This is a genomic window from Cytobacillus stercorigallinarum (genome assembly GCF_014836495.1).
In the GTDB taxonomy this organism is placed as follows: Bacteria; Bacillota; Bacilli; order Bacillales; family Cytobacillaceae; genus Cytobacillus; species Cytobacillus stercorigallinarum.
The window spans coordinates 477,174-500,048 of record NZ_JACSQT010000002.1; the positions used below are offsets into that span (position 1 = coordinate 477,174).

Sequence of the window (22,875 nt, forward strand, 5' to 3'; positions counted from 1 at the left end):
CTAGCGGATATCGTCAACTCGTCCATCTTTTATGATAATCGTTTTGCCTTTTTCGACCTCTTCCCAATTATCTCCCTTTTCGATGGTTATTAACGATTGAACTTCTTTTTCTTTTAATTCACTTCCAAGTGGAAGCATATGTAACTGCTCTATTTGAAAATCAAGTAATTTCATTTTTTCATTTCTTGATTCTATTTCTTTATCAAAAAAAGAGCGAAGATGGCCAGTTTGGGCCTTTTGATTCTTCTCCCATTTTTTCATTTCAAATTTAAATTGATCACATTCTTTTTGCAGTTGCTGTTTCTTCCATTCATAGTTATTTAATAATTCCTGTTTACTCGTTTCAGTTAAAACTTGTTTCACAGTAACCGTTTGAATAATTTGCAAGATTAACCAGCCTCCATTCAATAATAGAATGTGCATATTTTTCTTAATGGTGAAAAAAGGAGGGTCTCCCCTCCTTTCTCATTTTTGTTTATTCAGCTATATCGATAGGATCGATTATTTAATTTCTAAGAAAATCTTTTTTTCTTGAGAAGTACCTGCTGCATAAACAACAGTTCTTATCGCCTTTGCAATGCGCCCTTGCTTCCCAATTACCTTCCCCATGTCATTCTTGTTGACAGAAAGCAAATAGGTCACCGCTCGTTTTTCTTCACGAATACTCACTTGAATATCTTCAGGAAAATCAACCAGGGGCTTCACAATTGTCTCGATAAGGTCCTTGATCATCAGTTAATCACTTATTTTGCATGCTTTGCATTATGGAATTTTTCCATAATACCAGCATTTGAGAATAAGTTACGAACTGTATCAGACGGTTTAGCACCATCTTGTAACCATTTAAGCGCTAGTTCTTCATTGATATCAACACTTGCTGGTTGAGCAACTGGGTTATAAGTTCCTACAGTTTCAATGAAACGTCCATCACGTGGTGAACGAGAATCAGCTACTACAATACGATAGAAAGGAGATTTTTTAGCTCCCATACGTTTTAAACGAATTTTTACTGCCATTTTTAAAGCACCTCCGAATAGTTTCACACAAGATAGTATATTATCAGATACTACCCTGTTTTGTAAAGGTTTTTTTCTTTACATAGTATTTTTTTATTAAAAAGGATTAAAAGGAAGCTTTAAACCGCCCTTTTTCTTCCCTTTTTGTTGCATTCCTGACATCTGTTTCATCATTTTTTTCATTTCTTCAAACTGCTTCAGTAAGCGATTGACCTCAGGAACCGTTCTTCCACTACCTCTTGCAATTCGTTTTCTTCTACCTGCATTAATAATCTCAGGCTGACTTTTTTCTTCTTGTGTCATTGATTGAATAATGGCTTCAACATGGGCAATTTGTTTATCATCAATTTTTAAGTTATTCAGCCCTTTTACCTTGTTTGCACCAGGCATCATCTTTAATAATTCATCGAGCGGACCCATCGTCTTCACTTGACCAAGTTGCTCGAGAAAATCATCAAGTGTGAACGAAGCCGTACGCATTTTCTTTTCTAGCTCTTTCGCTTTTTCCTCATCTACATTGGCTTGCGCCTTTTCAATAAGTGAAAGCACATCTCCCATACCTAAAATTCTTTGGGCCATTCTTTCTGGATGAAAAGCTTCAATTGCATCTAACTTCTCACCAAGACCAATAAATTTAATAGGTGTTTCGGTGACTGAGCGAATAGATAGTGCCGCTCCACCACGGGTATCACCATCTAACTTAGTTAATACCACTCCAGTGAGGCCAAGCTGTTCGTTAAAGCTAGACGCTACATTGACTGCGTCTTGTCCCGTCATTGCATCTACTACAAGGAAGATTTCATCTGGGTTCGTTAAGTCTTTTACATCTTTAAGCTCATTCATCAGGGATTCATCGACATGTAAACGACCAGCTGTATCGATAAGCACATAATCATGATGGTCTTCCTTCGCTTTAGCGATAGCTTGTTTGGCAATTTCAACAGGACTAACTTGATCTCCTAAGGAAAACACAGGCATATTAATTTGCTTACCCAATGTCTCTAATTGCTTAATTGCCGCTGGTCGATAAATATCAGCTGCCACTAACATTGGATTACGGTTATATTTCTTCCTTAATAAGTTTGCAAGTTTTCCTGTCGTTGTCGTTTTACCTGCCCCTTGTAATCCAACCATCATGATGACAGTTGGTGGACGATTGCTAACAGCGATTTTACTTTGCTCGCCGCCCATAAGCTCTGTTAATTCTTCTTTAACAATTTTGATGACTTGTTGCCCTGGAGTCAGACTTTTCATTACATCTTGTCCGACAGCACGTTCGCTTACCTTTTTGACGAATTGTTTAACTACTTTAAAGTTAACATCGGCTTCTAGTAACGCTAAGCGAACTTCACGCATCATTTCCTTTACATCCGCTTCACTTACTTTTCCTTTTCCACGGATTTTTTGAATTGTATTCTGCAGTCGGTCGGCTAAACCTTCAAATGCCATGCACGCCGCCTCCTAATCTAATTTCTCAAGCTCTTCCAGCAAAGCTGCATATTGCTCTTTTGAGCTTTCTGGTTGAAAATTACTCTTTAATTTTGCAATAATTTTAGCGCGCTCTTGAAATTTATGAAACAATAATAACTTTTCTTCGTATTCCTCAAGCATCGCTTCTGTTCGCTTTATGTTATCATAAACTGCCTGACGGCTCACGTGATACTCTTCTGCAATTTCACCTAAGGAGTAGTCATCAAGATAATAAAGGGACATATAGCTGCTTTGTTTTGGTGTTAACAACGATTGATAGAAATCATATAAATAATTCATTCTCGTTGTTTTTTCAAGCATCTCTAAACCCCCTTGTTAAGTGAAAAGCCTTTACAATGTAAAGTTTACCTATCACACACTAAATTGTCAAGCATAGACTGACTTTTAAGAAAGACAACTTACTACGCTCAAATTGAAGAAATCAAATTAGTAGACAAGCTTCTGTCAATTTCAAGACAAGATGACATTAAATAAAGCTCATTGCTTTTTAGCAATGAGCTTGTTTCTTAATCTTCTGCTTCAACCATTTCAGCAAATAATCCATACACGTATTGTTCGGCATTGAATGTTTGTAAATCATCCATTTTCTCACCTAAACCAACTAATTTTACTGGGATTTCCAACTCATTACGAATGGCCAAGACGATGCCACCTTTAGCTGTTCCGTCTAATTTCGTTAAAACAATACCTGTTACATTTGTCGCTTCTTTAAACGTTTTCGCTTGGACCATTGCGTTTTGCCCCGTTGTCGCATCTAAAGCTAAAAGTACTTCATGAGGCGCACCTGGCACTTCCCGTTCAATGACACGTTTTACTTTTTCAAGTTCTTTCATTAAATTCACTTTATTTTGCAGACGACCAGCGGTATCACAAATAAGCACATCTGCTTTTCTTGACTTTGCTGCCTGAACAGCATCAAACATCACGGCAGCAGGGTCAGAACCTGCCCCTTGCTTAATTACTTCAACACCGACTCTATCGCCCCATACTTCAAGTTGTTCAATTGCCCCCGCACGGAACGTATCCCCCGCAGCTAACATGACCTTTTTTCCTTCACCTTTGAGCTTATGAGCAAGCTTTCCTATTGTCGTTGTTTTTCCCACACCATTGACGCCGACAAACAACATAACCGTTAGACCATCTTCTTGAATATTTAAATCACTAGAGGATTCGCCTGCTCTTTCATAAATATCAATTAATTTTTCAGAAATAACTGCATGGACCTCTTTTGGATCTTGAATATTTTTTCTTTTCACTTCCATCTTTAATTCTTCTACTAATGTCATGACAGTATCAAAACCAACATCTGCTTGGATAAGAATTTCCTCTAATTCTTCAAAGAAATCTTCATCCACTTTCCGATACCTTGCAACTAAATCATTAACTTTGCCAGAGAAATTATCTCTTGTCTTTGATAATCCGTCTTTAAATTTCTCTGTTACAGTATCCGTTTGTGAAGTGATTTTTTCTTTCAACCTCTTAAAAAAACTCATTTTCTTATCTCCAATCTGCTAATAATTACTTTCCAATATGTATGGATAAGCCCCACTAACGAATGACTAATGGGACTTATCTAAGTTAATTCATCGCCATCTCTTTTGTTTCTTCAAGCCTTACAGATACCATTTTTGAAACGCCTGATTCTTGCATCGTAACACCATACAATACATCCGCTTCCTCCATTGTTCCTTTTCTGTGTGTAATCACAATGAACTGTGTTTCATGGCTATAGTTCCTTAAATATTTCGCATAGCGGTGCACATTTGCTTCATCTAACGCTGCCTCTACTTCATCCAAAATACAGAATGGGACAGGTCGCACTTTTAATATAGAAAATAATAGCGCAATCGCAGTTAAAGCTCTTTCTCCACCAGATAATAGCCCTAGGTTTTGTAACTTCTTACCTGGTGGTTGTGCTACAATCTCAATACCCGTATTTAATAAGTCCTCTGGATTTGTAAACTTAAGATCTGCTCGCCCTCCACCAAATAATGATTGAAAAACAGATTCAAAATGGAAACGGATTCCTTCAAATGTTTCTTGAAATCTCCTTTTCATTTCCACATCCATTTCGTCAATTACTTGGAAAAGCGTGTCTTTTGCAGCTAGTAAATCGTTCTGCTGTTCTAATAAAAACTCGTAACGTTCTGATACACGTTCATATTCATCAATGGCACCTAAATTAACCGTGCCAAGTTCATCTATTGCCAATTTGATTAACTTTACCTTTTTGCGGGCATCCTCCACATCGATACTTAGTGGGAACGACTCTTTCGCTGCTTCATATGAGAGCATATACTCTTCACGCAAATGCGTTAACCGGGTCTCTAACTCGACGTCTAAACGATTAATTTTTACTTCGAGGTCTTTTAATCCTTCTACTCTTCCTTTATGAAGACGTTTTAACTCTTTTAACTCCACTTCGATATCTTCAAGTACTGTTTGCAATGAAAATCTTTCTTCTCTTCGTTTAGCGATGAGTTCAATCGTTTGCTTCTTATCTTCACGCTTTCTCATTGCTTCTTCTTCGAGATGTTGTTCTCCTGAGGAATTATTCGTCATTTCTGATGATAATAACTGCAAATCATCTATAACCAGTTGCAATTTCTCTTCTGTGTCTGCTTTTTCTGAGACGATGGAACGCAATCGATCTTGTGCAGATTTTAGTTGCTCACTTTTAGAAGCAAATTGCACCTTTAATTCGTTTATTTCTTCTTGTAAACTTTCTTTTGACGTTTGTTGTACATTTTTTAATTGCGTTAATTCTTTAATTTGGTTATCTAATGAGATGATTTCTTCAGCATAATTTCGCAGTATTTCCGTTAATTCTTTTTCTCGATTCACGAAGCGGTTTTTCTCTTCAACAAATTGCGCCTTATCTAGGTCATATAAAGAAAGACGATCATTTACTCTCTTCTCTTCATACTCCAAATCTTTAAGGAGACTAAGGCGGCTTTGCTCTTGTTCGCGTAATTGTTCACCTTTTTGTTTGAGCGTTTCTAATAGATGCTCAGCATCTTTGAACTGTTGCTTCATTTTCTTCACACGTGCTTCAAGCTCTTTTGTTTGCAGATCCATATGTGTGATTTTATCGTTCAAATCATCTAGCTCATTTTTTCTACTTAATATCGATGACTTGTTTTGTTTAACCGCTCCGCCTGTCATTGAACCACCAGGATTAACGATATCACCATCTAGTGTGACTATTCGCACGCGATATCCTAATAACTTGGCTAATGTATTAGCTCCTTTTAAATCGCTAGCAATTATTACGTTGCCTAGTAAGCTTTCAATAGCAGAAGCATATTTCGAATCATATTGTAGTAAAGAAGCCGCCGTCCCTATGTACGCTTCGTGTTCTTTCACTATTTTTAATTGTGCTTCATTCAATGATTTCTTTTTTAACACATCAAGTGGCAAGAAAGTCGCTCTCCCGTAGGATTGACTCTTTAAATATTGAATCGCCTTTCGTCCATCAGATTCTGTCTGCACAACAATATGCTGCATTGCCGCACCTAACGCAACTTCCATTGCAGTTTGATATTCTTTAGGAACTTCAATTAACTCCGCCACTGCTCCTTCAATACCACTCAGGCGGTTGTTTCTTTCTTTCAGTACTTCTTTCACACCTTGGAAAAACCCAGAATAATCTTCTTTCAACTCTTCCAACATTTCTTTTCTAGATTGTGCTTGTTGAAGAAATTGGATAGCTTGATAATATTTCTTTTCGTCCTTTTCATATGTTTGTTGCAATACTTCATATTCTTTTTGCTTTTGCCTATATTGATGGATATGGTTGTCTAATTGTGTTTTAATCGCGTCATGATCATGCAATAACTCCGCTTTACGCTCGAGTAATGCTTCTCTTTCCTCAATATATCGACTATTATCACCGATCAACTTTTCTTCACGAGTCGCTTGTTGCGTAAGTTGTTTTTGCAACATTTGCTGTTCATTCTTTGCTGCTGCTTCAGTATTTAAAAGGTCGATATACTCACTTTTTAAGTTCTCAATTTGTTCATCAATATCAACGCTATATAACTTCAACTGCTCTAACTTTTCAGCTAGGTGTTTTTCATAAGTAGCAGCATCAGACTTTAAAGTAAGTGTTGATTGTTCTTGTTCTCGTTTTATCTTCTTAAGTTCCTCTACACGTAAGGTAAGTTCTTCTTTGCTTTTTTGTAGTTGTTCTTTATTTTGTGAAGCATTTTTCTTTCTTTCCTTGAGTACTTCTTTACGACCTTCAAGTTTTTCTAATGCTTCACTGGCATGTAGGAGCACTTCTTGTAATTCATTGACTGATTCATCCAATGCGACTGTGCGGTCTCTCACATCAGCAATTTTCGCTTCCTTCATTTGTACCTCTGTTGAAAGGGCCATTTCTTGCTGTTGCTGTTGATCAAAATCATTCGAGTGTTGCTCCCATTTTTTATGCAAATCCTCTATTTCATAAACGGTTAAACCGACTTCGAACTGTTCAAGTTCCTCTTTTTGTTGTAAATAATCTTTGGCAATAGAAGCTTGCATCTTCAACGGTTCAACTTGGGTCTCTAATTCGTGCAGAATATCATTTACCCTATTAAGATTATCTTTCGTTTCAGTTAGTTTGACTTCTGCCTTCTTTTTACGTGTTTTATATTTTAAAACGCCTGCAGCCTCTTCAAAAATTGTTCTTCTTTCTTCTGGCTTACTATTAAGAATCTCCTCTACTCTGCCTTGGCTAATAATCGAAAATGCTTCTCTTCCTAGCCCCGAATCCATAAACAAATCAACAATATCCTTTAATCTACAAGGCTGTTTGTTAATTAAATATTCACTATCTCCCGAACGAAAAACTCTTCTTGTTACACTAACTTCACTGTATTCTAGTGGTAAAAATTGATCATGGTTATCTAGCGTTAATGTGACTTCTGCATAGTTTAAAGGTTTGCGCGTGTCACTTCCTGCAAAAATAACATCACCCATTTTCACGCCACGTAACGATTTAGCTGATTGTTCCCCTAATACCCAACGGATGGCATCAGTAATATTACTTTTACCACTTCCATTAGGGCCAACAACTGCAGTTACACCAGTAACAAAATCAACTGTTACTCGTTCAGCAAAAGATTTAAAACCGACGATATCGAGTTGCTTTAAAAACAAAATCCTGCTCCTCCCTTACTAAATCTTTTTCATCTTTGTAAAGATTTAGTTCACATGGTTTTTAAGCACTTCTAATGCCATTTGTGCTGCATGTTGTTCCGCTTGTTTTTTTGAACGACCTGTACCAGTTCCTAGTTCTTCACCATTAAGGTAAACTGTTGACTCAAACTCACGATTATGAGCCGGTCCCTTTTCCTGTAGAATCTTATATTCAATCATTCCCGCTGAATCTCTCTGCACTAATTCTTGTAATTGGCTTTTAAAATCCATCACATGAGAAAATGCGCCCGAGTCTATTTTAGGAAATACATATTTTTCTAAGAAGCAAACAACAACATCAATCCCTTGGTCTAAATACAGCGCCCCGATAAAGGCTTCAAATACATCAGCTAATAGGGCTGGGCGCATTCTTCCCCCCGTCATTTCTTCTCCTTTTCCTAGTAAAACGTATTTACCGAAATCTCTTTCATTAGCAAATTCTACTAAGGAAGGTTCACATACGACCGCTGCTCTTAATTTTGTTAATTCTCCTTCACTCATCATCGGATACTTAATATAGAGAAATTTGGATACTGTTAATTCCAATACAGCATCTCCTAAAAATTCGAGTCTTTCATTATCTTCATGAGGCTTTCTTCGATGCTCATTCACATATGAAGAATGAGTAAAAGCTTGTCTTAATAATTTTTCGTTTTTAAATTCAATTTCTAATACTTGTTGTAATTCTTTAAACTTCTTTTCATCCGCACGTTTTCTTTTCTCTTTTTCTTTATAATTACGCATTTTAACAGCCACCTTGTACCTTTAAATAAATTTATCCAAAAATGGTGATAACCACATACATTGTCTACCATTATTAAACGTGGTTCCCCTTTTACTGATGACAAATCTTATCTTTTTTTATATACATTATTCTCTCTTAGTTTAAGCAATTTTACATAAAAACACAAAGAAACTTGGCAGAAAGAATTCTTAACCAAGTTTAAAGCGCTAATGAAGGTTAATCTGGATGTACTTACTGTCCGTCACTACCTGAAAACTCCCAAGTCACGGCGGACAATAAGCACAAAAGTAACATCTGACTCATTAACTGCTATTTATATAGAAAGATTGAGTGAGGGATATCCCTCACTCATACTTATCCAACGATTAGTTTTTTGCTTTTATGTAATTTACAGCGTCACCCACTGTTACAATTTTTTCAGCATCATCGTCAGAGATTTCCATATCAAACTCATCTTCTAATTCCATTACTAGTTCAACAACATCTAGGGAATCAGCACCAAGATCATCTTTGAAAGACGCTTCTTCTTTTACTTCTGCCTCATCAACACCAAGACGATCAACAACGATTTTTGTTACACGTTCTAATACTTCTGCCATGCTTGTTCACCTCCCCTCAAGATATTATAGATGAAAGTTAATAAATACGAAAGATGTTTTTCGCAAATGCAACAATCACGTCGTCTTATCTCTCTCATTTTTATGTAAACCCTTTGAAAGGATCTACTAATTACATATACATACCGCCATCAACATGCAAAGTTTGACCAGTCATATACTTACTATCTTCAGAAGCAAGGAAGTTAACTACTTTTGCAATATCTTTTGGCTCGCCGAATGTTGCCAGTGGAATATTAGCGAGCATTTGCTCTTTAATTTCCGCATTTAATTCATCGGTCATTTCTGTCGTAATAAACCCAGGTGCAATCGCATTAACCGTAATGCCTCTCGATGCTAATTCTTTTGCTGTTGTTTTAGTTAAGCCGATAACACCGGATTTAGCAGCAACATAATTTGCTTGTCCTGGATTTCCAGTTGTGCCAACAATGGAAGAAATATTAATAATGCGTCCGCTCCGCTGTTTCATCATTTGTCTTGATACAGCCTTGGTGCACAAAAATACCCCTTTAAGATTGGTATTAATGACAGCGTCCCATTCATCTTCCTTCATTCTCATCAATAGGTTATCCTTCGTAATACCTGCATTATTCACTAAAATATCAATACGCCCAAAATGGTCGATGACTGTTTTAATCATATTTGAAACCGATTCACTATTAGAGACATCACACTGAACAGCAAATGCTTCCGACCCTAACGATTTAATTTCATCAACTACTTCGTTGGCTTTCGCCTCACTACCCGCATAATTGACAGCTACTTTTGCCCCTTCTCTGGCAAGCTCTAAAGCTATTTCCCTACCAATCCCTCTAGAAGCACCTGTTACAATGGCAATTTTACTTGATAACTTCATTTTGCTGCCTCCTTTATGGCTTCAATGGTTGACTCAATGGACTTACTATCAGAGATAGCATAAAGCTGAACATTGCGGTCTACCTTTTTGACAAGACCTGATAAAACCTTTCCAGGTCCAATTTCAATAAAGGTATCTACACCTAAAGCAAGAAGCTTCCTCACAGAATCCTCCCAAAGAACAGGTGAATATAATTGTTGCAATAGCTTTTCTTTAATTTCTCCAGACGCAGTTATTGGTGTTGCTGAGACATTCGCAATCACTGGCACACTGGCATCCTGTAATTTGATTTCATCTAATACGCTTAAGAGGCGATCAGCTGCTGGTCTCATCAGTTGTGAATGGAATGGACCGCTTACTTCTAATGGTAATACTCTTTTCGCACCGGCTGTTTTCGCTTCTACGCCAGCTAGTTCTACACCTTGTTTTGTACCGGAAATGACAATTTGTCCAGGTGAATTCAAATTGGCTAATTGTACGGAATGGCCAGATTCCGTAATCTTAGCGGTAATTGCTTGCAGTGCTTCTCTTTCCATCCCAAGAACTGCGGCCATTGTCCCTTCACCATTAGGAACAGCATCTTCCATAAATTCACCACGTTTATGAACAGCATAAACACCGTCAGTAAAAGAAATGGCTCCTGCTGCAACAAGTGCTGAATATTCTCCTAAACTATGACCGGCAACATAATCTGCTGTAATGCCCGATTGTTTGAATGCTTCTAAAACCGCCATACTTGTTGTTAACAATGCCGGTTGAGCATTCATCGTTTGCGTCAACTTTTCTTGTGGGCCTTCGAAAATAAGTTGTGAAAGAGGGTATCCTAATCGTTCATCAGCTTGTTTAAATAAGTTTAAAACGTTCTCATTTTCATCAGCTAGTGATTTCCCCATTCCAACAGTTTGTGAACCTTGTCCTGGAAAAACAAATGCAATTTTCCCCATATTATCTGCCTCCCATTATGATTGAATTTCAAGCGCCGCTTTAACTTTTTCAGCTACTTCATGCTCTACCATAATTCTAGTCTGCTTTACAGCACTGTACAAAGCATTGCGATCAGACGATCCATGCGCTTTAATAACTGGAGCCTTTAGACCAAACAATGCTGCTCCACCGTATTCCGAGTAGTCCATTTTCCCTTTCAACTCTTTTAAATCCGGCTTCAATACTGCTGCAGCTAGTTTCGATTTCATATTGCTTGTCATTGCCGCTTTCAGCATTTTAAACAGACTCATGGCTGTCCCTTCAATAGTCTTTAATACCATATTGCCAGTAAAGCCATCGGTCACTACCACATCTGCTACGCCATTTAATAAATCACGCGCTTCGACATTTCCAATAAAGTTGATATCAGCTTGTTGCAAACTAGTAAAAGTACCCTTTGTTAGTTCGGTTCCTTTTTTCTCCTCTGTACCAATATTCAACAAACCAACTCTAGGGTTCTTAATTCCTCGTACCTTCTCTGCATAAATCGACCCCATCAAGGCATACTGCGTTAAATGCTCAGGTTTCGCATCGACATTTGCTCCTACATCTAAAAGTAAGAAACCTTCTCCTCCTACGGTTGGTAAAGTAGGGGCTAATGCTGGTCTTTCAATTCCGTCAATTCTCCCAACTACAAATAATCCAGCAGCCATTAACGCTCCAGTATTACCTGCAGATATACATGCATCAGCCTTGCCATCTGCAACAAGTTGTGCTGCTAATACCATTGATGCTTGTTTTTTTCTTCTAACTGCGCGAACAGGTTCATCTGTGCCCAAAATCATTTCATCCGTATGAAGCACTTGTATTCTATCATCATTTGATGTTAAATATTTTCTAATCTCATCTTCATTACCTACTAAAGTAATTTCAATATCATCGAAGTCTAACGCGGCCTTCATCGCACCATGAACAATTTCCTCTGGTGCATTGTCACCACCCATTGCATCTATTGCAATTTTCACATCTATTCATCCTTTAATTTCATTTAATATTTTTATTGATGGGAGCGATACATATCAAACTCACCTTTAAAAACACATTCATTATGTACGGTACTTATAACCTCTATCTTTGTCCGATCGTTATCAATACTTATCACTTTCGCTTTACAAACTACTCGTTCTCCTTCCTTTACCGAGCGTGTAAAATGAATATTTGCCTTCGCTGTTAAGGCAAGGTCATCATTAATAACCGCAACCGCTAAAGAATTTGCTTGAGCAAATAAGTGATGTCCACGCGCAATTTGATTTCGTTTAAAGACGTGCTCCTCTTTGACATCGAATATAGAAATAGCTACGTCATCTAACACGATATCAATGATTTCCCCTATTACTTCATCAATAGGGAGCGCGACAACCTCGTCTTCAAAGTTTTTTTCAGCGACCGTTTTTATTCTTTCTCTCAATTCAGGAATTGAGAGTTCTAACCGATCAAGCCTAATCGTCTGCACACTGACAGAAAACTTATCGGCTAAATCTTCATCCGTGATGAAAGGATTCCCTTTTATCGTTTCAACTAATAATGATTGTCGTTGCTTTTTGTTTCTTTTCATTTTTTATACACCGTCCAAGAAATTTAAGACTAGGTACTAATAGTAGTATATAATTATAGCTATTATATTGCAAGAAGTAATTATTGCTACTATCGACCTTTAGATGCCTTAAGCATACTAGCGAGCATTTAGGAATTGTTTCTTTTAGTAGCTAATAACTTCATTTATCCACCGTAATAAATGGAGAGCTGCACCTAGAGGGAATATCTCCTTTTCATCGCTCTTAATATTAATCTAACTTCTCACCTTCAAGCACACCATGATCCCTTAAGTAATCTCTTAACATTTGATATTCTGCATCATACCAAAAGCTCTCTGTTTGAATTAATTGCGTAGCATCGTTCCTTGCCACTTCAAGCGCACGGTAATCATGTACCATATCAGCTACCTTGAATTCAGGAAGCCCACTTTGCTTGCGACCAAAAAAATCACCTGGACCACGTAATTCTAAGTCCTTCTCACTTAAAACAAACCCATCATTCGTTTCTGTCATAATTCGCATTCTTTCTTTCCCAACTTCTGATTTAGGATCTGCTAGTAATATACAAAAGGACTGTTTATCTCCCCTACCAACTCGTCCTCTTAACTGATGAAGCGTTGCTAACCCAAAGCGATCGGCATCGTAGATGAGCATCATTGTGGCATTCGGTACATTTACACCTACTTCAACTACAGTTGTAGATACTAGTACTTGCGTCTGATTGTCACTGAACTTCTTCATCACATCATCTTTCTCATTAGGATGTAGACGCCCGTGCATTAAACCAACCTTATATCTATCTTGAAAATATTGCATAAGAATAGCATGGACATCAATTGCATTTTGGACATCAAGTTTTTCTGATTCTTCGATGAGTGGGCAAATCACATAAGCTTGCTGTCCTCCACGTAATTCTTTCTCCATAAAACCTAATACCCTTTCTAGCATATCAAGTTTTGCCCAATACGTTTCTATTACTTTTCTACCTGCAGGCATTTCATCGATTATGGATACATCCATTTCACCAAATGCAGTAATAGCCAAAGTTCTCGGAATAGGGGTCGCAGTCATAAATAATACGTTAGGGTTTTCACCCTTTTGCCTTAATACACGACGCTGCTCAACACCAAAGCGATGTTGTTCATCTGTAATTACAAGCCCTAATCTTTTAAAAACAACTTCCGTTTGAATAAGGGCATGTGTACCAATAACAATATCGATGTTGCCTGCTTCTAATTCTGCAAGTAGTTCTTTTCTCTTTTTCCCCTTTACTGAACTTGTTAATGTTTCAATCCGTATTGGATAATCCGCAAACATCTTAGCCATTGATTCCGCATGTTGTTCAGCTAAGATCTCTGTCGGCACCATTAATGCACCTTGATATCCCGCACTATTAGCAGCAAATAGCATAATAGCAGCGACTGCTGTTTTACCTGATCCAACATCACCTTGAAGCAATCGATTCATACGATAATTAGATTTCATATCATAGAGAATTTCATTAACAACTCTTTTTTGTGCACCCGTCAGTTCAAAAGGAAGTGTATCAATAAATGACTTTAATCGTTGTAAATGATAATCAATGTTTACCCCTGCACTACTTTCTCTTTCTATTTTTCGTAAAGCTTGGATTTTTAATTGAAAATAAAAGAACTCTTCATACACTAATCTTCTTCTTGCTTGCTTTAGCATTTCCGGGGTATCAGGATAATGTAATGTTCGAATCGCTTTTTCACGCGCCATCAAGCGGTAAGCCCCTATGTATTCTGAAGGTAGTGTTTCTACTATATCGTGTCCGTATTGATCAAGTGCTTGCTTAATATAGCGACGTAAAGACTTTACAGTGACTTTCCCTTTAACAGCATAAACAGGTTCAAATGCATTCGTTTGCGTAACCTCACCTTTTGTAAGTTTACCTAAAGTAATCGTTTGGCGATGTTGGTCCCATTTTCCCGTAATCGTAACTGTATCATTTAATTCTATTTGCTTTTTTAAATAAGGTTGATTAAACGCAATTACTTGTATGAGATAGCGGTCGACCAATACTCGAAATGTTAAGCGAGAACGTTTACGTCCATAAAAACTAAGAGTGGGCTCTGAATGGACTTTCCCCTCAACTGTAACGCGTTCTTCATGTTTGATTTCACTTAAATCTTTTAGACGATAGTCTTCATAACGAAAAGGCAAGTATTCAATCAAGTCGCCTATAGTGATGATTCCCATCTCTTTAAGATTATCTGCAGCAGATTGACCCAATCCTTTTATATGATCTACTTTGTCACTTAACATGCTTGACCCTCCTTTTCAAACAGACTTTCGTTTCGGGAAATAAAGAAAACTCGCCCTTTTTGGCGAGCACTAAATAGGCGAAGAAAGAGGCATCGTTTTAAAAACCATATGATTAAAAAAGGCCACGGGAGTGTAAAGAAGCTACCCATGGCCATTCTCTTCTATTTATTCTACCGAGAAGATAAATGCATATAATGGTTGTTTGCCGTCGTGCACTTCTACTTCGACATCATCATACTTCTCTTCTATATAGTTAAGAATTACTTCTACATCTTCTTTTGAGGCATCTTCACCTTGAATAATTGTGACAATTTCTGAATCTTCATCTATCATCTGGTCAATTAAACTTTTAGCAGATTGAAGTTTATCTTTATCTTTAACGATAATTTTGCCTTCTTCAATCCCCATAAAATCGCCTTTTTCAATCTCAAGACCATCGATACTTGTATCGCGGACTGCAAAAGTGATTTGACCTGTTTTGACATGTGATAATGCTTCAGACATATAATCCTTATTCTCTGTTAGTTCCATGGATGGATTGAAAGCAAGGAGCGCACTCATTCCTTGAGGAACAGTTTTAGAAGGAACAACAATGGCATCAGTTTCTGATACTTCACATGCCTGTTCAGCAGCCATAATAATATTTTTATTATTTGGTAAGATAATTACTTTCTCTGCATTCACTTCTTCAATAGCTTTTACAATATCCTCTGTGCTTGGATTCATTGTTTGTCCGCCTTCGATTACTACATGCGCACCAATACTACGGAAGACATCAGCTATTCCACTTCCCATTGAAACAGTGATCACTCCGTATTCACGTTTTTCTTGGGGAACTTTAGCGTCATTTTGTGAAGAGGAAGCCTTTTCATCTTCATCAAGAATGTTTGTGTGTTGCAAACGCATATTCTCAATTTTCATATTTATAAGGTTTCCGTACTTTTGACCATAAGATAAGCAATCACCTGGTTGTTCGGAATGAATATGAACCTTTACGAGGTTTTCATCAGCAATAACAAGTAAGGAATCACCATATTGACTTAAGTCTTGGCGGAATTTTTCTTCAGAGAACGGATTCTCAGCTAACTTCTCAGATTCAAATCTAACCATAAATTCCGTACAGTAACCGAATACAATATCTTCTGTATTCATATGACTCTGAACACTTTTATGATGTTCCGCACTCACAAGCTCTTCCATTTTCTGGATAGACGCACTAGAATCTGGTAATGCTTCTCCCTTTAATTCTGCTAGAAAGCCTTCATATACAAAGAGGAGACCTTGTCCACCACTATCAACTACTCCTACTTCTTTTAACACTGGTAGTAGCTCTGGCGTACGCTCAAGAGAAGCTTTAGCTTCATTGACGATTGCTTGCATAATTTTAACAATATCATCTTCTGTTTGTGCTACTTGTACGGCTTTTTTCCCAGCATCTTTCGCAACAGTTAATATCGTTCCTTCTACAGGTTTCATAACCGCTTTATACGCAGTTTCTACACCCGCTGCAAATGCAGAAGCAAATTCAAGTCCATTTACACTTTCTTTCTGCTCAATATGCTTTGCGAACCCTCGAAAAAGTTGAGAGAGAATTACGCCAGAGTTACCACGAGCGCCCATTAAAAGACCCTTTGAAAGAGCAACTCCCACTTTACCAATATGATTGGTTGTTATATTTTTAACTTCCTTTGCACCAGAAGTCATTGACAAGTTCATATTTGTTCCCGTATCACCATCAGGAACAGGGAAAACGTTCAATGCGTCTACATAATCTGCATTTGTAGATAAATGATTAGCTCCTTGGATAATCATTTTCGCAAATTGTTTTCCTTCTAAAACTTTAATTGACACGAAATTTTCCTCCTCATTACGGGTTCGTTACACGAACACCTTGAACAAAAATATTAACAGACTCAGTACTTAAACCGACTGTTTGATCTAAAGTGTATTTAACTTTTGATTGCACATTATGAGCAACTTCAGAGATTTTCGTTCCGTAGCTGACAATAATATACATGTCGATATGTACTTCATCTTCTTCCTGACGCACGATGACACCTTTAGTAAAATTTTCTTTACGCAGGATTTCAGATAAGCCGTCTTTTATTTGATGTTTAGAGGCCATGCCAACAATACCATAGCAGTCGACTGCTGCTCCTCCTGCAATTGTCGCAATTACGTCATTTGAGATATCAATTTGCCCGTAGTTATTCTTTAATTCGATGGACATTTTGTTGTTCCCCCTTCTGGTTAATTATGCTTCTTCTAAGCTAGTCTTCGTTTTCATTGTGAATAAAAATGAATATCATTCATTGTATGATGAAGCCATGGAACGAATAGACGCATGTACTACACTTTTCATAAAGAATATTTTACTATACATGTAAGCATTTTAAAAGTCATACTTGCCTCTTTCATATTATAACGTATTTTCACAACATATATGTCAAGGTTTTTTTCTTGATAGAATAGAGGCAAACTATTGCATTGTAAGTGTTTGTATGATAAATTATTAAAGTATCTTTTTAGTATGAAAGTGGTGCGAGCTACTTTCGTATTAAGTTAGATGTAACTGACAATTGTGATCGAAACATGAAAATAACGACGTCATGTTTTAGTAAGGAGGGAATATAGATGCCACGCCAATGTGTAATTACTGGAAAGAAAACAAAAACAGGTAATGCCCGTTCTCATGCGATGAACGCTAACAAACGTACTTGGGGTGCTAACCTACAAAAAGTACGCATTCTTGTAGACGGTAAACCTAAACGAGTATGGGTTTCTGCAAGAGCTTTGAAATCAGGTAAAGTTGAACGCGTATAATGAATGAGAGGGTACCATTATTGGTACCCTCTTTTTTATACAATATTCGCACTAAAGACTTTACTAAAGAAAGAGTGTTCTCTTTACTCCTTTTTAAATGTCCCTAGCATCGCCCTCACAATGCCTCCCAAAAATTTAGGCAGCTTGATTGTATAAAATCTCATTTAAGTCCCTCCTCAAAGTCTCACACCTTAAGTAATAAACGTACGCGCTACTTCTTTTTATTCATATTAGAACAAAGGAATCAATAATAGTTATTTTTCATCCTTGCTTCTTATCACCATTAATATGCCTTTATCAAAAGAAAAAGTACCATTATCATTAATAAGTTCATTACTTATACAAAGAGTTGACCCAAAGGGAACGAAGCGATTAGTTAATGGGTACTTGAAACCCGTTAATGTCAAGTTCTTCACGCTTTCTGTTACGGGAATGAAAGATATGTATGGATATGTTGATTCCTTAGCAATTTGATAATGCCCGCTCTTTTTAACCATAATTTGATTTTGTTTATCAACTATACGAATAGGTACTAGAGTGTCATTTAGAAGTGGTTGAATTAACAGTTGAGTATTAGCAAAAAAATGATCTAATCTCCCACCTGTGGCTCCAAATATCGTAATTTCTTCGGGCTTTTGTTCGATCGCCCATAAAAGTGCTAATTCCATATCCGTTTCATCCTTTTCAGGTTTTACCCTCTGAAGATGAGGAACATGCTGTTTAATTATACTGTACTGACTTTCATCAACTGAATCAAAATCTCCGAATGCATAATCAATAGCGATTCCCTTCTTAATTAATGTATAAGCACCACGATCTACACCTATCCATAATACGTCATCAAAACAATAGTCACTGAGATTGGGTAAATACTGTTGTGGCCCTCCTGCTAATAAATTGATTTTCATCTCCACACCCTCCACTTTTTCTATCTTTCAGGTTATGAACTATTTATTCTTTCAATTGCTATCTACGTAAAATAAAAACATAAGAAAAGCTGACTCTAAGTATAATCTTAAAATCAGCTTTTTCAGGTCAATTCCGCAGTCTAGCAATCGCCTCTTTACGGTCTTGTTTATTATAAACGGCAGATCCTGCTACTAAAACATTCGCTCCTGCAGCAATGCATCTTTTAGCAGTCTCCTCATTTACGCCACCATCCACCTCGATTTCGAGAGAGGGATTACATGTTTTACTCCACTCTTTTACTTCAGCAATTTTAGGTAAAACATTTTCAATAAATGATTGTCCCCCAAATCCAGGGTTCACAGTCATTAATAACACCATATCCACATCAGTTATCACATGCTTAATCGCTTCGACAGGTGTTGCAGGATTAATCACAACGCCTGCTTTAACACCCAATGACTTGATGAGATGTATTGTACGATGAAGATGTTTACACGCCTCCGCATGAACAGTAATTATATCTGCTCCTGCTGAGGCGAAGCTTGGAATATATTGATCAGGGTTTTCTATCATAAGATGAACATCTAATGGTAGGTTCGTTATCGGTCTGATGGCTTCAACAATCAACGGACCAATCGTAATATTAGGAACAAAGTGACCATCCATTACATCTACATGAATATAATCCGCTCCCCCACGTTCAACATCAAGAATTTCTTCTCCTAATCTAGAAAAATCTGCAGATAAAATCGATGGTGCAATTTTAACCATGCGTTAATACCTCGGCTTTCTGTCTCTGATTTCTTCTATAAAAGTAATATAATGCTCATAGCGATAGCTTGGCAAATCACCAATTTCCATCGCTTGTTTAACTGCACATTTAGGTTCCTTCAAATGCATGCAACCCCTAAATTTACATGAGCTACTTATTTCTTGGATGTCAGGAAAATAAGTTTGTAAATCCTCTTGCTCAATATCAGTAAATTCTAAAGAACTAAAACCCGGTGTATCAGCCACAAGGCCACCATTAATCTCAATGAGCTCCACATGTCTTGTTGTATGTTTTCCTCTCCCTAAATGAGAGGAAATGTCGTCTGTTTTCAATTGCAAATCAGGTCGTAATACATTCAATAGTGAAGATTTACCAACACCTGATTGGCCAGCAAATACTGATATTTCTCCCGTAATGAAAGGATAAAGATCCTCGATTCCTTCCTCCGTTTCGGATGAAGTCAAAATAACTTTATATCCCGCTTTTCGATAGTTATCAGCATATACAGCTAGTGTTTCTTGTTCTTCTTTACTTGCCAAATCCATCTTAGTGATACAAATAATAGGCGTAATATGATTTGATTCTACCAAGACAAGAAAACGATCTAATAACGCTGTACTAAAGGTAGGTTCAACACTTGAGAAAATGAGAAAAGCTTGATCTACATTCGCAATAGGTGGGCGAATAAGTTCATTTTTACGCTCTTTCACTTCTAAAATATACCCTTCTTTATCATTTTCTGCTTGATAGTTTACTTCATCTCCGACTAATGGAGTTATTTTATTTTTACGAAAAACACCACGTCCACGACATTGGATGATTTCTTTATCCTTGTTCAAAACATAATAAAAGCCACTTAAAGCTTTTATGATTTTGCCTTCTGGCATAACTGTCCTCCTACATCACTGTTCATACGGAACATTTTCTTGAATAATCATTTGACCATCTCTCATAATTTGGTAAGAAGCGGTTTCTCCAGGTTGAATTTGCAGAGTAAAAGAAATAACCCGATCTTCAGTAATATGAATTGTATTAAATGGCTCATCAATATTGTTGTCCATATCCTCTATAAAAATTTGTACTTCTTGAGGTTGTCCGACATTATCAGGATTGGGCTTATACGGTACATTCACTTCTCTTTTCACTTCTACAGGAACTTGTTCGGGTCCGCTTGATAGATAAACTTTTACTGTGTCCCCGTCATTTAAAGATGCTCCTGCTTCAGGATCCTGAGAAATGACCTCACCTTGGGCGATCTCAGCATGATGCTCTTCTCCAGCTACTTCAATTGTTAATCCACTAGATGCTTCGTATTCTGATAAGGCCTTATCGTTATAACCCGTTAAATCTTTTAATTCTATTGGTTCCTCACCTTTGCTGACAACAAAGACGAGCTCTTCTTCTTGTGGAATCACTTCTTCTCCGGGATCAATATTCTGTTCTAGAATCGTTCCCTTTGTTTCATCACTAAATTCCTCTTCTGATTGAATAGATTGGAAACCCTCTTCTTTCAGCATCTCTTCTATATCACTAAAAGGGCGACCAGTAAAATCCTCCATAGAATAGCGCTCTTTACCGATACTTTCATAAATATTTACTGCGGTTCCTTCTTTTTGTGTCCTACCTGCTCTCGGTTCGGTTCTGATAACTTCCCCTGCTTTTACTTCATCATTGTTTTGTTCGATTTCTTCACCAATCGTAAATCCTTCTTCTTGTAACAATGTTTTCGCTTCATCCACGCTCATATTTGATACATCTGGTACAGTAATATCATCAGGTGAAAGCATTTCAGGTAAAACAGTGATAGAAAGGACGAATAGCACAACTAATAGTACAAAAGTAGATATAAGAATAATTGGACCTTTTTTGCGTTTTTTCTTCTTTTTCTTTTCAACTTTTTCTTTTTTGGAACTTTCCTTTTTTACACTAGGTGCAGGACTATCTTCATTTTTTTCTTCAATCTTATGAATAATCGTTTCGTCAGTAGGATGGTACATTTTATCTGCAGTAATGATCGGAATTGCTTTTGTCGCATCATCGTCATCAGGTACAGTAAACTTTCTTTCGTTCATCCTCTCTTCGTTTAAAGACGTGGAGAGGTCTTCTTCCATTTCATCGGCACTATTATAGCGATGAAATGGGTCCTTTGCTGTTGCCTTTAATACGATATTTTCAACACTTTGTGGTATATCTGGGTTCCATCTTCTTAAGGAAGGTGTTTCTGATTGTAAATGTTTCAACGCAATAGAAACAGCTGATTCTCCCGAAAACGGTAATCTTCCAGTTAATAACTCAAACATGACAATCCCTAATGAATAAATATCCGATTTACGGTTTGCCATACCGCCTCTTGCTTGTTCTGGTGATAAATAATGAACCGACCCTAATACTGAATTCGTCTGGGTGATGCTCGTCGCACTCAGAGCCATCGCAATTCCGAAATCAGTAATTTTTATCTTACCTTCATGATCAATTAAGATATTATGCGGTTTAATATCACGATGAATAATTTGATTTTGGTGGGCATGAGAAATAGCTGATGTTAGCTGTTTCATAATATCTATGGCTGTTTCCAAAGGAACAGGTCCGTTTTTTTGTATGTATTGCTTTAATGTTTGACCGTCAACATATTCCATGACGATATAATAAAGGGTATCTTCTTCCCCTACATCATAAATCGTTACAATATTTTGGTGAGTTAAGCTTGTAGCTGATTGTGCTTCACGGTGAAATCGTTTAATAAACTCATCATCTTCAGCGAAGTCTAGTCGCAACATCTTTAATGCAACGTTTCGATCTAGAATCATATCATGAGCTAAATAAACGTTGGCCATGCCGCCCCCACCGACCATTTCCAAAATTTTATAACGGCCGTTTATACGCTTACCAATCATCACCGTTTATCACCCTCTCTCACAATCATCTGCATACTCGATGATTACGAGGGTAATATTATCTTCCCCTCCATTTTCATTTGCTCGTTTAATTAACTCAGTAGCTTTCTCCTCTAGTGAGTCAGTGCCATTTAAGATAGCTTCCATCTCTTGTTCTGAAACTTTGTTTGACAAACCATCAGAGCATAACAATAGCCTATCATCATCCTCAAAAATAATCGTTTTAATGTCTTGATTCACATCTTCTTCCGTACCGAGGACACGTAATACTAAATTTTTCATCGGATGATTTTCAGCATCCTCTTTTGTAATTTGTCCTGACCGAAGCAGTTCATTAACAAGGGAATGGTCGTCGGTTAGCTGCTGAAAACCCGCTTCATTTCTAATATAACAACGGCTATCTCCCACGTTTACAATCGTTGCAAATCGGCTTGTACATATAGCAGCAACAACGGTCGTACCCATACCTTCACATTCAGTTACTTTTTTACTGTGAGCATATATGGCTTTATTGGTTTCATTAATATGATCATGTAACCACTTTTCTGCTTGATCAGCTGTTTCAATCTTTGGCGCAAGCAACCACATAGATTTCAGCTTCTCTTTGGCCATTTCACTAGCTACATCACCAGCGCGGTGACCGCCCATACCATCTGCTACGATAGCTAAGCGATCACCACTGGCGTTTGTAAATATGCCACCATTATCTTCATTTCGCTGACGAAGTTTCCCTACATCAGTCATAAAAACAGCCTTCATA

Annotated in this window: 23 protein-coding genes; 1 reads left to right on the top strand and 22 read right to left on the bottom strand. The window is 37.3% G+C overall.

All coding sequences use genetic code 11. The features are described 5' to 3' along the window. From H9655_RS06880 to H9655_RS06955, 16 genes are all read right to left on the bottom strand, one after another. Positions 1–387 carry a YlqD family protein gene (locus H9655_RS06880; RefSeq protein WP_191812274.1) on the bottom strand — a complete coding sequence of 129 codons (387 nt, stop codon included), beginning with the start codon at positions 385–387 and terminating at the stop codon, positions 1–3. Between the two features lie 114 nt (positions 388–501). Continuing rightward, positions 502–729, bottom strand: coding sequence for a KH domain-containing protein (locus H9655_RS06885; RefSeq protein ID WP_191812684.1), 228 nt, complete (start codon positions 727–729; stop codon positions 502–504). A 14-nt stretch (positions 730–743) separates the two neighbouring features. Continuing rightward, positions 744–1,016 (bottom strand): 30S ribosomal protein S16, encoded by a 273-nt coding sequence (gene rpsP / locus H9655_RS06890; RefSeq protein WP_095369553.1) that lies wholly within the window; start codon positions 1,014–1,016, stop codon positions 744–746. Between the two features lie 96 nt (positions 1,017–1,112). Beyond that, the gene (gene ffh / locus H9655_RS06895) at positions 1,113–2,465 is read right to left on the bottom strand and encodes a signal recognition particle protein (protein WP_191812276.1); all 1,353 of its coding nucleotides are present in this window, start codon (positions 2,463–2,465) and stop codon (positions 1,113–1,115) included. A gap of 12 nt (positions 2,466–2,477) precedes the next feature. Further along, positions 2,478–2,807, bottom strand: coding sequence for a putative DNA-binding protein (locus H9655_RS06900; protein ID WP_191812278.1), 330 nt, complete (start codon positions 2,805–2,807; stop codon positions 2,478–2,480). A gap of 206 nt (positions 2,808–3,013) precedes the next feature. Then, positions 3,014–4,000, bottom strand: a complete 987-nt coding sequence (ftsY, locus tag H9655_RS06905; RefSeq protein ID WP_191812280.1) for a signal recognition particle-docking protein FtsY — start codon at positions 3,998–4,000, stop codon at positions 3,014–3,016. A gap of 85 nt (positions 4,001–4,085) precedes the next feature. Beyond that, complete coding sequence (gene smc / locus H9655_RS06910; RefSeq protein WP_191812282.1) at positions 4,086–7,652, bottom strand: chromosome segregation protein SMC; 3,567 nt, start codon at positions 7,650–7,652, stop codon at positions 4,086–4,088. A gap of 45 nt (positions 7,653–7,697) precedes the next feature. Then, positions 7,698–8,435: a ribonuclease III gene (rnc, locus tag H9655_RS06915; protein ID WP_191812284.1), complete on the bottom strand. Its 738-nt coding sequence runs from the start codon at positions 8,433–8,435 to the stop codon at positions 7,698–7,700. Positions 8,436–8,801: 366 nt separating this feature from the next. Beyond that, positions 8,802–9,035: an acyl carrier protein gene (locus H9655_RS06920; RefSeq protein ID WP_095369559.1), complete on the bottom strand. Its 234-nt coding sequence runs from the start codon at positions 9,033–9,035 to the stop codon at positions 8,802–8,804. Between the two features lie 130 nt (positions 9,036–9,165). Then, positions 9,166–9,909 carry a 3-oxoacyl-[acyl-carrier-protein] reductase gene (gene fabG, locus H9655_RS06925; RefSeq protein WP_191812286.1) on the bottom strand — a complete coding sequence of 248 codons (744 nt, stop codon included), beginning with the start codon at positions 9,907–9,909 and terminating at the stop codon, positions 9,166–9,168. Next, the gene (fabD, locus tag H9655_RS06930) at positions 9,906–10,853 is read right to left on the bottom strand and encodes an ACP S-malonyltransferase (RefSeq protein ID WP_191812288.1); all 948 of its coding nucleotides are present in this window, start codon (positions 10,851–10,853) and stop codon (positions 9,906–9,908) included. The genes fabG and fabD overlap by 4 nt, the downstream gene beginning before the upstream one ends. A 15-nt stretch (positions 10,854–10,868) precedes the next feature. After that, positions 10,869–11,858, bottom strand: a complete 990-nt coding sequence (gene plsX, locus H9655_RS06935) for a phosphate acyltransferase PlsX (protein WP_191812290.1) — start codon at positions 11,856–11,858, stop codon at positions 10,869–10,871. Positions 11,859–11,890: 32 nt separating this feature from the next. Then, positions 11,891–12,448, bottom strand: coding sequence for a transcription factor FapR (gene fapR, locus H9655_RS06940; protein WP_191812292.1), 558 nt, complete (start codon positions 12,446–12,448; stop codon positions 11,891–11,893). A 229-nt stretch (positions 12,449–12,677) separates the two neighbouring features. Further along, positions 12,678–14,717: an ATP-dependent DNA helicase RecG gene (gene recG / locus H9655_RS06945; RefSeq protein ID WP_191812294.1), complete on the bottom strand. Its 2,040-nt coding sequence runs from the start codon at positions 14,715–14,717 to the stop codon at positions 12,678–12,680. Positions 14,718–14,882: 165 nt separating this feature from the next. Beyond that, positions 14,883–16,568: a DAK2 domain-containing protein gene (locus H9655_RS06950; protein WP_191812296.1), complete on the bottom strand. Its 1,686-nt coding sequence runs from the start codon at positions 16,566–16,568 to the stop codon at positions 14,883–14,885. 16 nt (positions 16,569–16,584) lie between these two features. Next, positions 16,585–16,947, bottom strand: coding sequence for an Asp23/Gls24 family envelope stress response protein (locus H9655_RS06955; RefSeq protein WP_095369566.1), 363 nt, complete (start codon positions 16,945–16,947; stop codon positions 16,585–16,587). 404 nt (positions 16,948–17,351) lie between these two features. On the opposite strand from H9655_RS06955, the gene rpmB reads away from it, so the two are divergent. Then, entirely contained in the window at positions 17,352–17,540 is a 189-nt protein-coding gene (rpmB, locus tag H9655_RS06960; protein ID WP_095369567.1) for a 50S ribosomal protein L28, read from the top strand. Positions 17,541–17,623: 83 nt separating this feature from the next. Here the strand turns inward: rpmB and spoVM are convergent, their stop codons facing one another. The 6 genes from spoVM to H9655_RS06990 form a co-directional block, all read right to left on the bottom strand. After that, positions 17,624–17,704, bottom strand: a complete 81-nt coding sequence (gene spoVM / locus H9655_RS06965) for a stage V sporulation protein SpoVM (protein ID WP_095369568.1) — start codon at positions 17,702–17,704, stop codon at positions 17,624–17,626. Positions 17,705–17,794: 90 nt separating this feature from the next. Next, entirely contained in the window at positions 17,795–18,448 is a 654-nt protein-coding gene (locus H9655_RS06970; protein WP_191812298.1) for a thiamine diphosphokinase, read from the bottom strand. Positions 18,449–18,575: 127 nt separating this feature from the next. After that, positions 18,576–19,220 (bottom strand): ribulose-phosphate 3-epimerase, encoded by a 645-nt coding sequence (gene rpe, locus H9655_RS06975; protein ID WP_191812300.1) that lies wholly within the window; start codon positions 19,218–19,220, stop codon positions 18,576–18,578. A 3-nt stretch (positions 19,221–19,223) separates the two neighbouring features. After that, positions 19,224–20,108: a ribosome small subunit-dependent GTPase A gene (gene rsgA, locus H9655_RS06980; RefSeq protein ID WP_191812302.1), complete on the bottom strand. Its 885-nt coding sequence runs from the start codon at positions 20,106–20,108 to the stop codon at positions 19,224–19,226. 15 nt (positions 20,109–20,123) lie between these two features. Next, complete coding sequence (gene pknB, locus H9655_RS06985; protein WP_225230499.1) at positions 20,124–22,115, bottom strand: Stk1 family PASTA domain-containing Ser/Thr kinase; 1,992 nt, start codon at positions 22,113–22,115, stop codon at positions 20,124–20,126. Between the two features lie 9 nt (positions 22,116–22,124). Continuing rightward, positions 22,125–22,874, bottom strand: a complete 750-nt coding sequence (locus H9655_RS06990; RefSeq protein ID WP_191812309.1) for a Stp1/IreP family PP2C-type Ser/Thr phosphatase — start codon at positions 22,872–22,874, stop codon at positions 22,125–22,127. Position 22,875 lies beyond the last annotated feature (1 nt).

What these genes read in the sequence shown, in the direction of transcription:
- fabD (WP_191812288.1), bottom strand. Translation starts at nt 10,853, where the DNA reads ATGGGGAAAATTGCATTTGTTTTTCCAGGACAAGGTTCACAAACTGTT.
- rpmB (WP_095369567.1), top strand. Translation starts at nt 17,352, where the DNA reads ATGCCACGCCAATGTGTAATTACTGGAAAGAAAACAAAAACAGGTAAT.
- spoVM (WP_095369568.1), bottom strand. Translation starts at nt 17,704, where the DNA reads ATGAGATTTTATACAATCAAGCTGCCTAAATTTTTGGGAGGCATTGTG.
- fapR (WP_191812292.1), bottom strand. Translation starts at nt 12,448, where the DNA reads ATGAAAAGAAACAAAAAGCAACGACAATCATTATTAGTTGAAACGATA.
- H9655_RS06970 (WP_191812298.1), bottom strand. Translation starts at nt 18,448, where the DNA reads ATGAAAATCAATTTATTAGCAGGAGGGCCACAACAGTATTTACCCAAT.
- fabG (WP_191812286.1), bottom strand. Translation starts at nt 9,909, where the DNA reads ATGAAGTTATCAAGTAAAATTGCCATTGTAACAGGTGCTTCTAGAGGG.
- H9655_RS06900 (WP_191812278.1), bottom strand. Translation starts at nt 2,807, where the DNA reads ATGCTTGAAAAAACAACGAGAATGAATTATTTATATGATTTCTATCAA.
- rpe (WP_191812300.1), bottom strand. Translation starts at nt 19,220, where the DNA reads ATGGTTAAAATTGCACCATCGATTTTATCTGCAGATTTTTCTAGATTA.
- ffh (WP_191812276.1), bottom strand. Translation starts at nt 2,465, where the DNA reads ATGGCATTTGAAGGTTTAGCCGACCGACTGCAGAATACAATTCAAAAA.
- rpsP (WP_095369553.1), bottom strand. Translation starts at nt 1,016, where the DNA reads ATGGCAGTAAAAATTCGTTTAAAACGTATGGGAGCTAAAAAATCTCCT.
- rnc (WP_191812284.1), bottom strand. Translation starts at nt 8,435, where the DNA reads ATGCGTAATTATAAAGAAAAAGAGAAAAGAAAACGTGCGGATGAAAAG.
- pknB (WP_225230499.1), bottom strand. Translation starts at nt 22,115, where the DNA reads ATGATTGGTAAGCGTATAAACGGCCGTTATAAAATTTTGGAAATGGTC.
- recG (WP_191812294.1), bottom strand. Translation starts at nt 14,717, where the DNA reads ATGTTAAGTGACAAAGTAGATCATATAAAAGGATTGGGTCAATCTGCT.
- H9655_RS06990 (WP_191812309.1), bottom strand. Translation starts at nt 22,874, where the DNA reads ATGAAGGCTGTTTTTATGACTGATGTAGGGAAACTTCGTCAGCGAAAT.
- rsgA (WP_191812302.1), bottom strand. Translation starts at nt 20,108, where the DNA reads ATGCCAGAAGGCAAAATCATAAAAGCTTTAAGTGGCTTTTATTATGTT.
- ftsY (WP_191812280.1), bottom strand. Translation starts at nt 4,000, where the DNA reads ATGAGTTTTTTTAAGAGGTTGAAAGAAAAAATCACTTCACAAACGGAT.
- H9655_RS06920 (WP_095369559.1), bottom strand. Translation starts at nt 9,035, where the DNA reads ATGGCAGAAGTATTAGAACGTGTAACAAAAATCGTTGTTGATCGTCTT.
- H9655_RS06955 (WP_095369566.1), bottom strand. Translation starts at nt 16,947, where the DNA reads ATGTCCATCGAATTAAAGAATAACTACGGGCAAATTGATATCTCAAAT.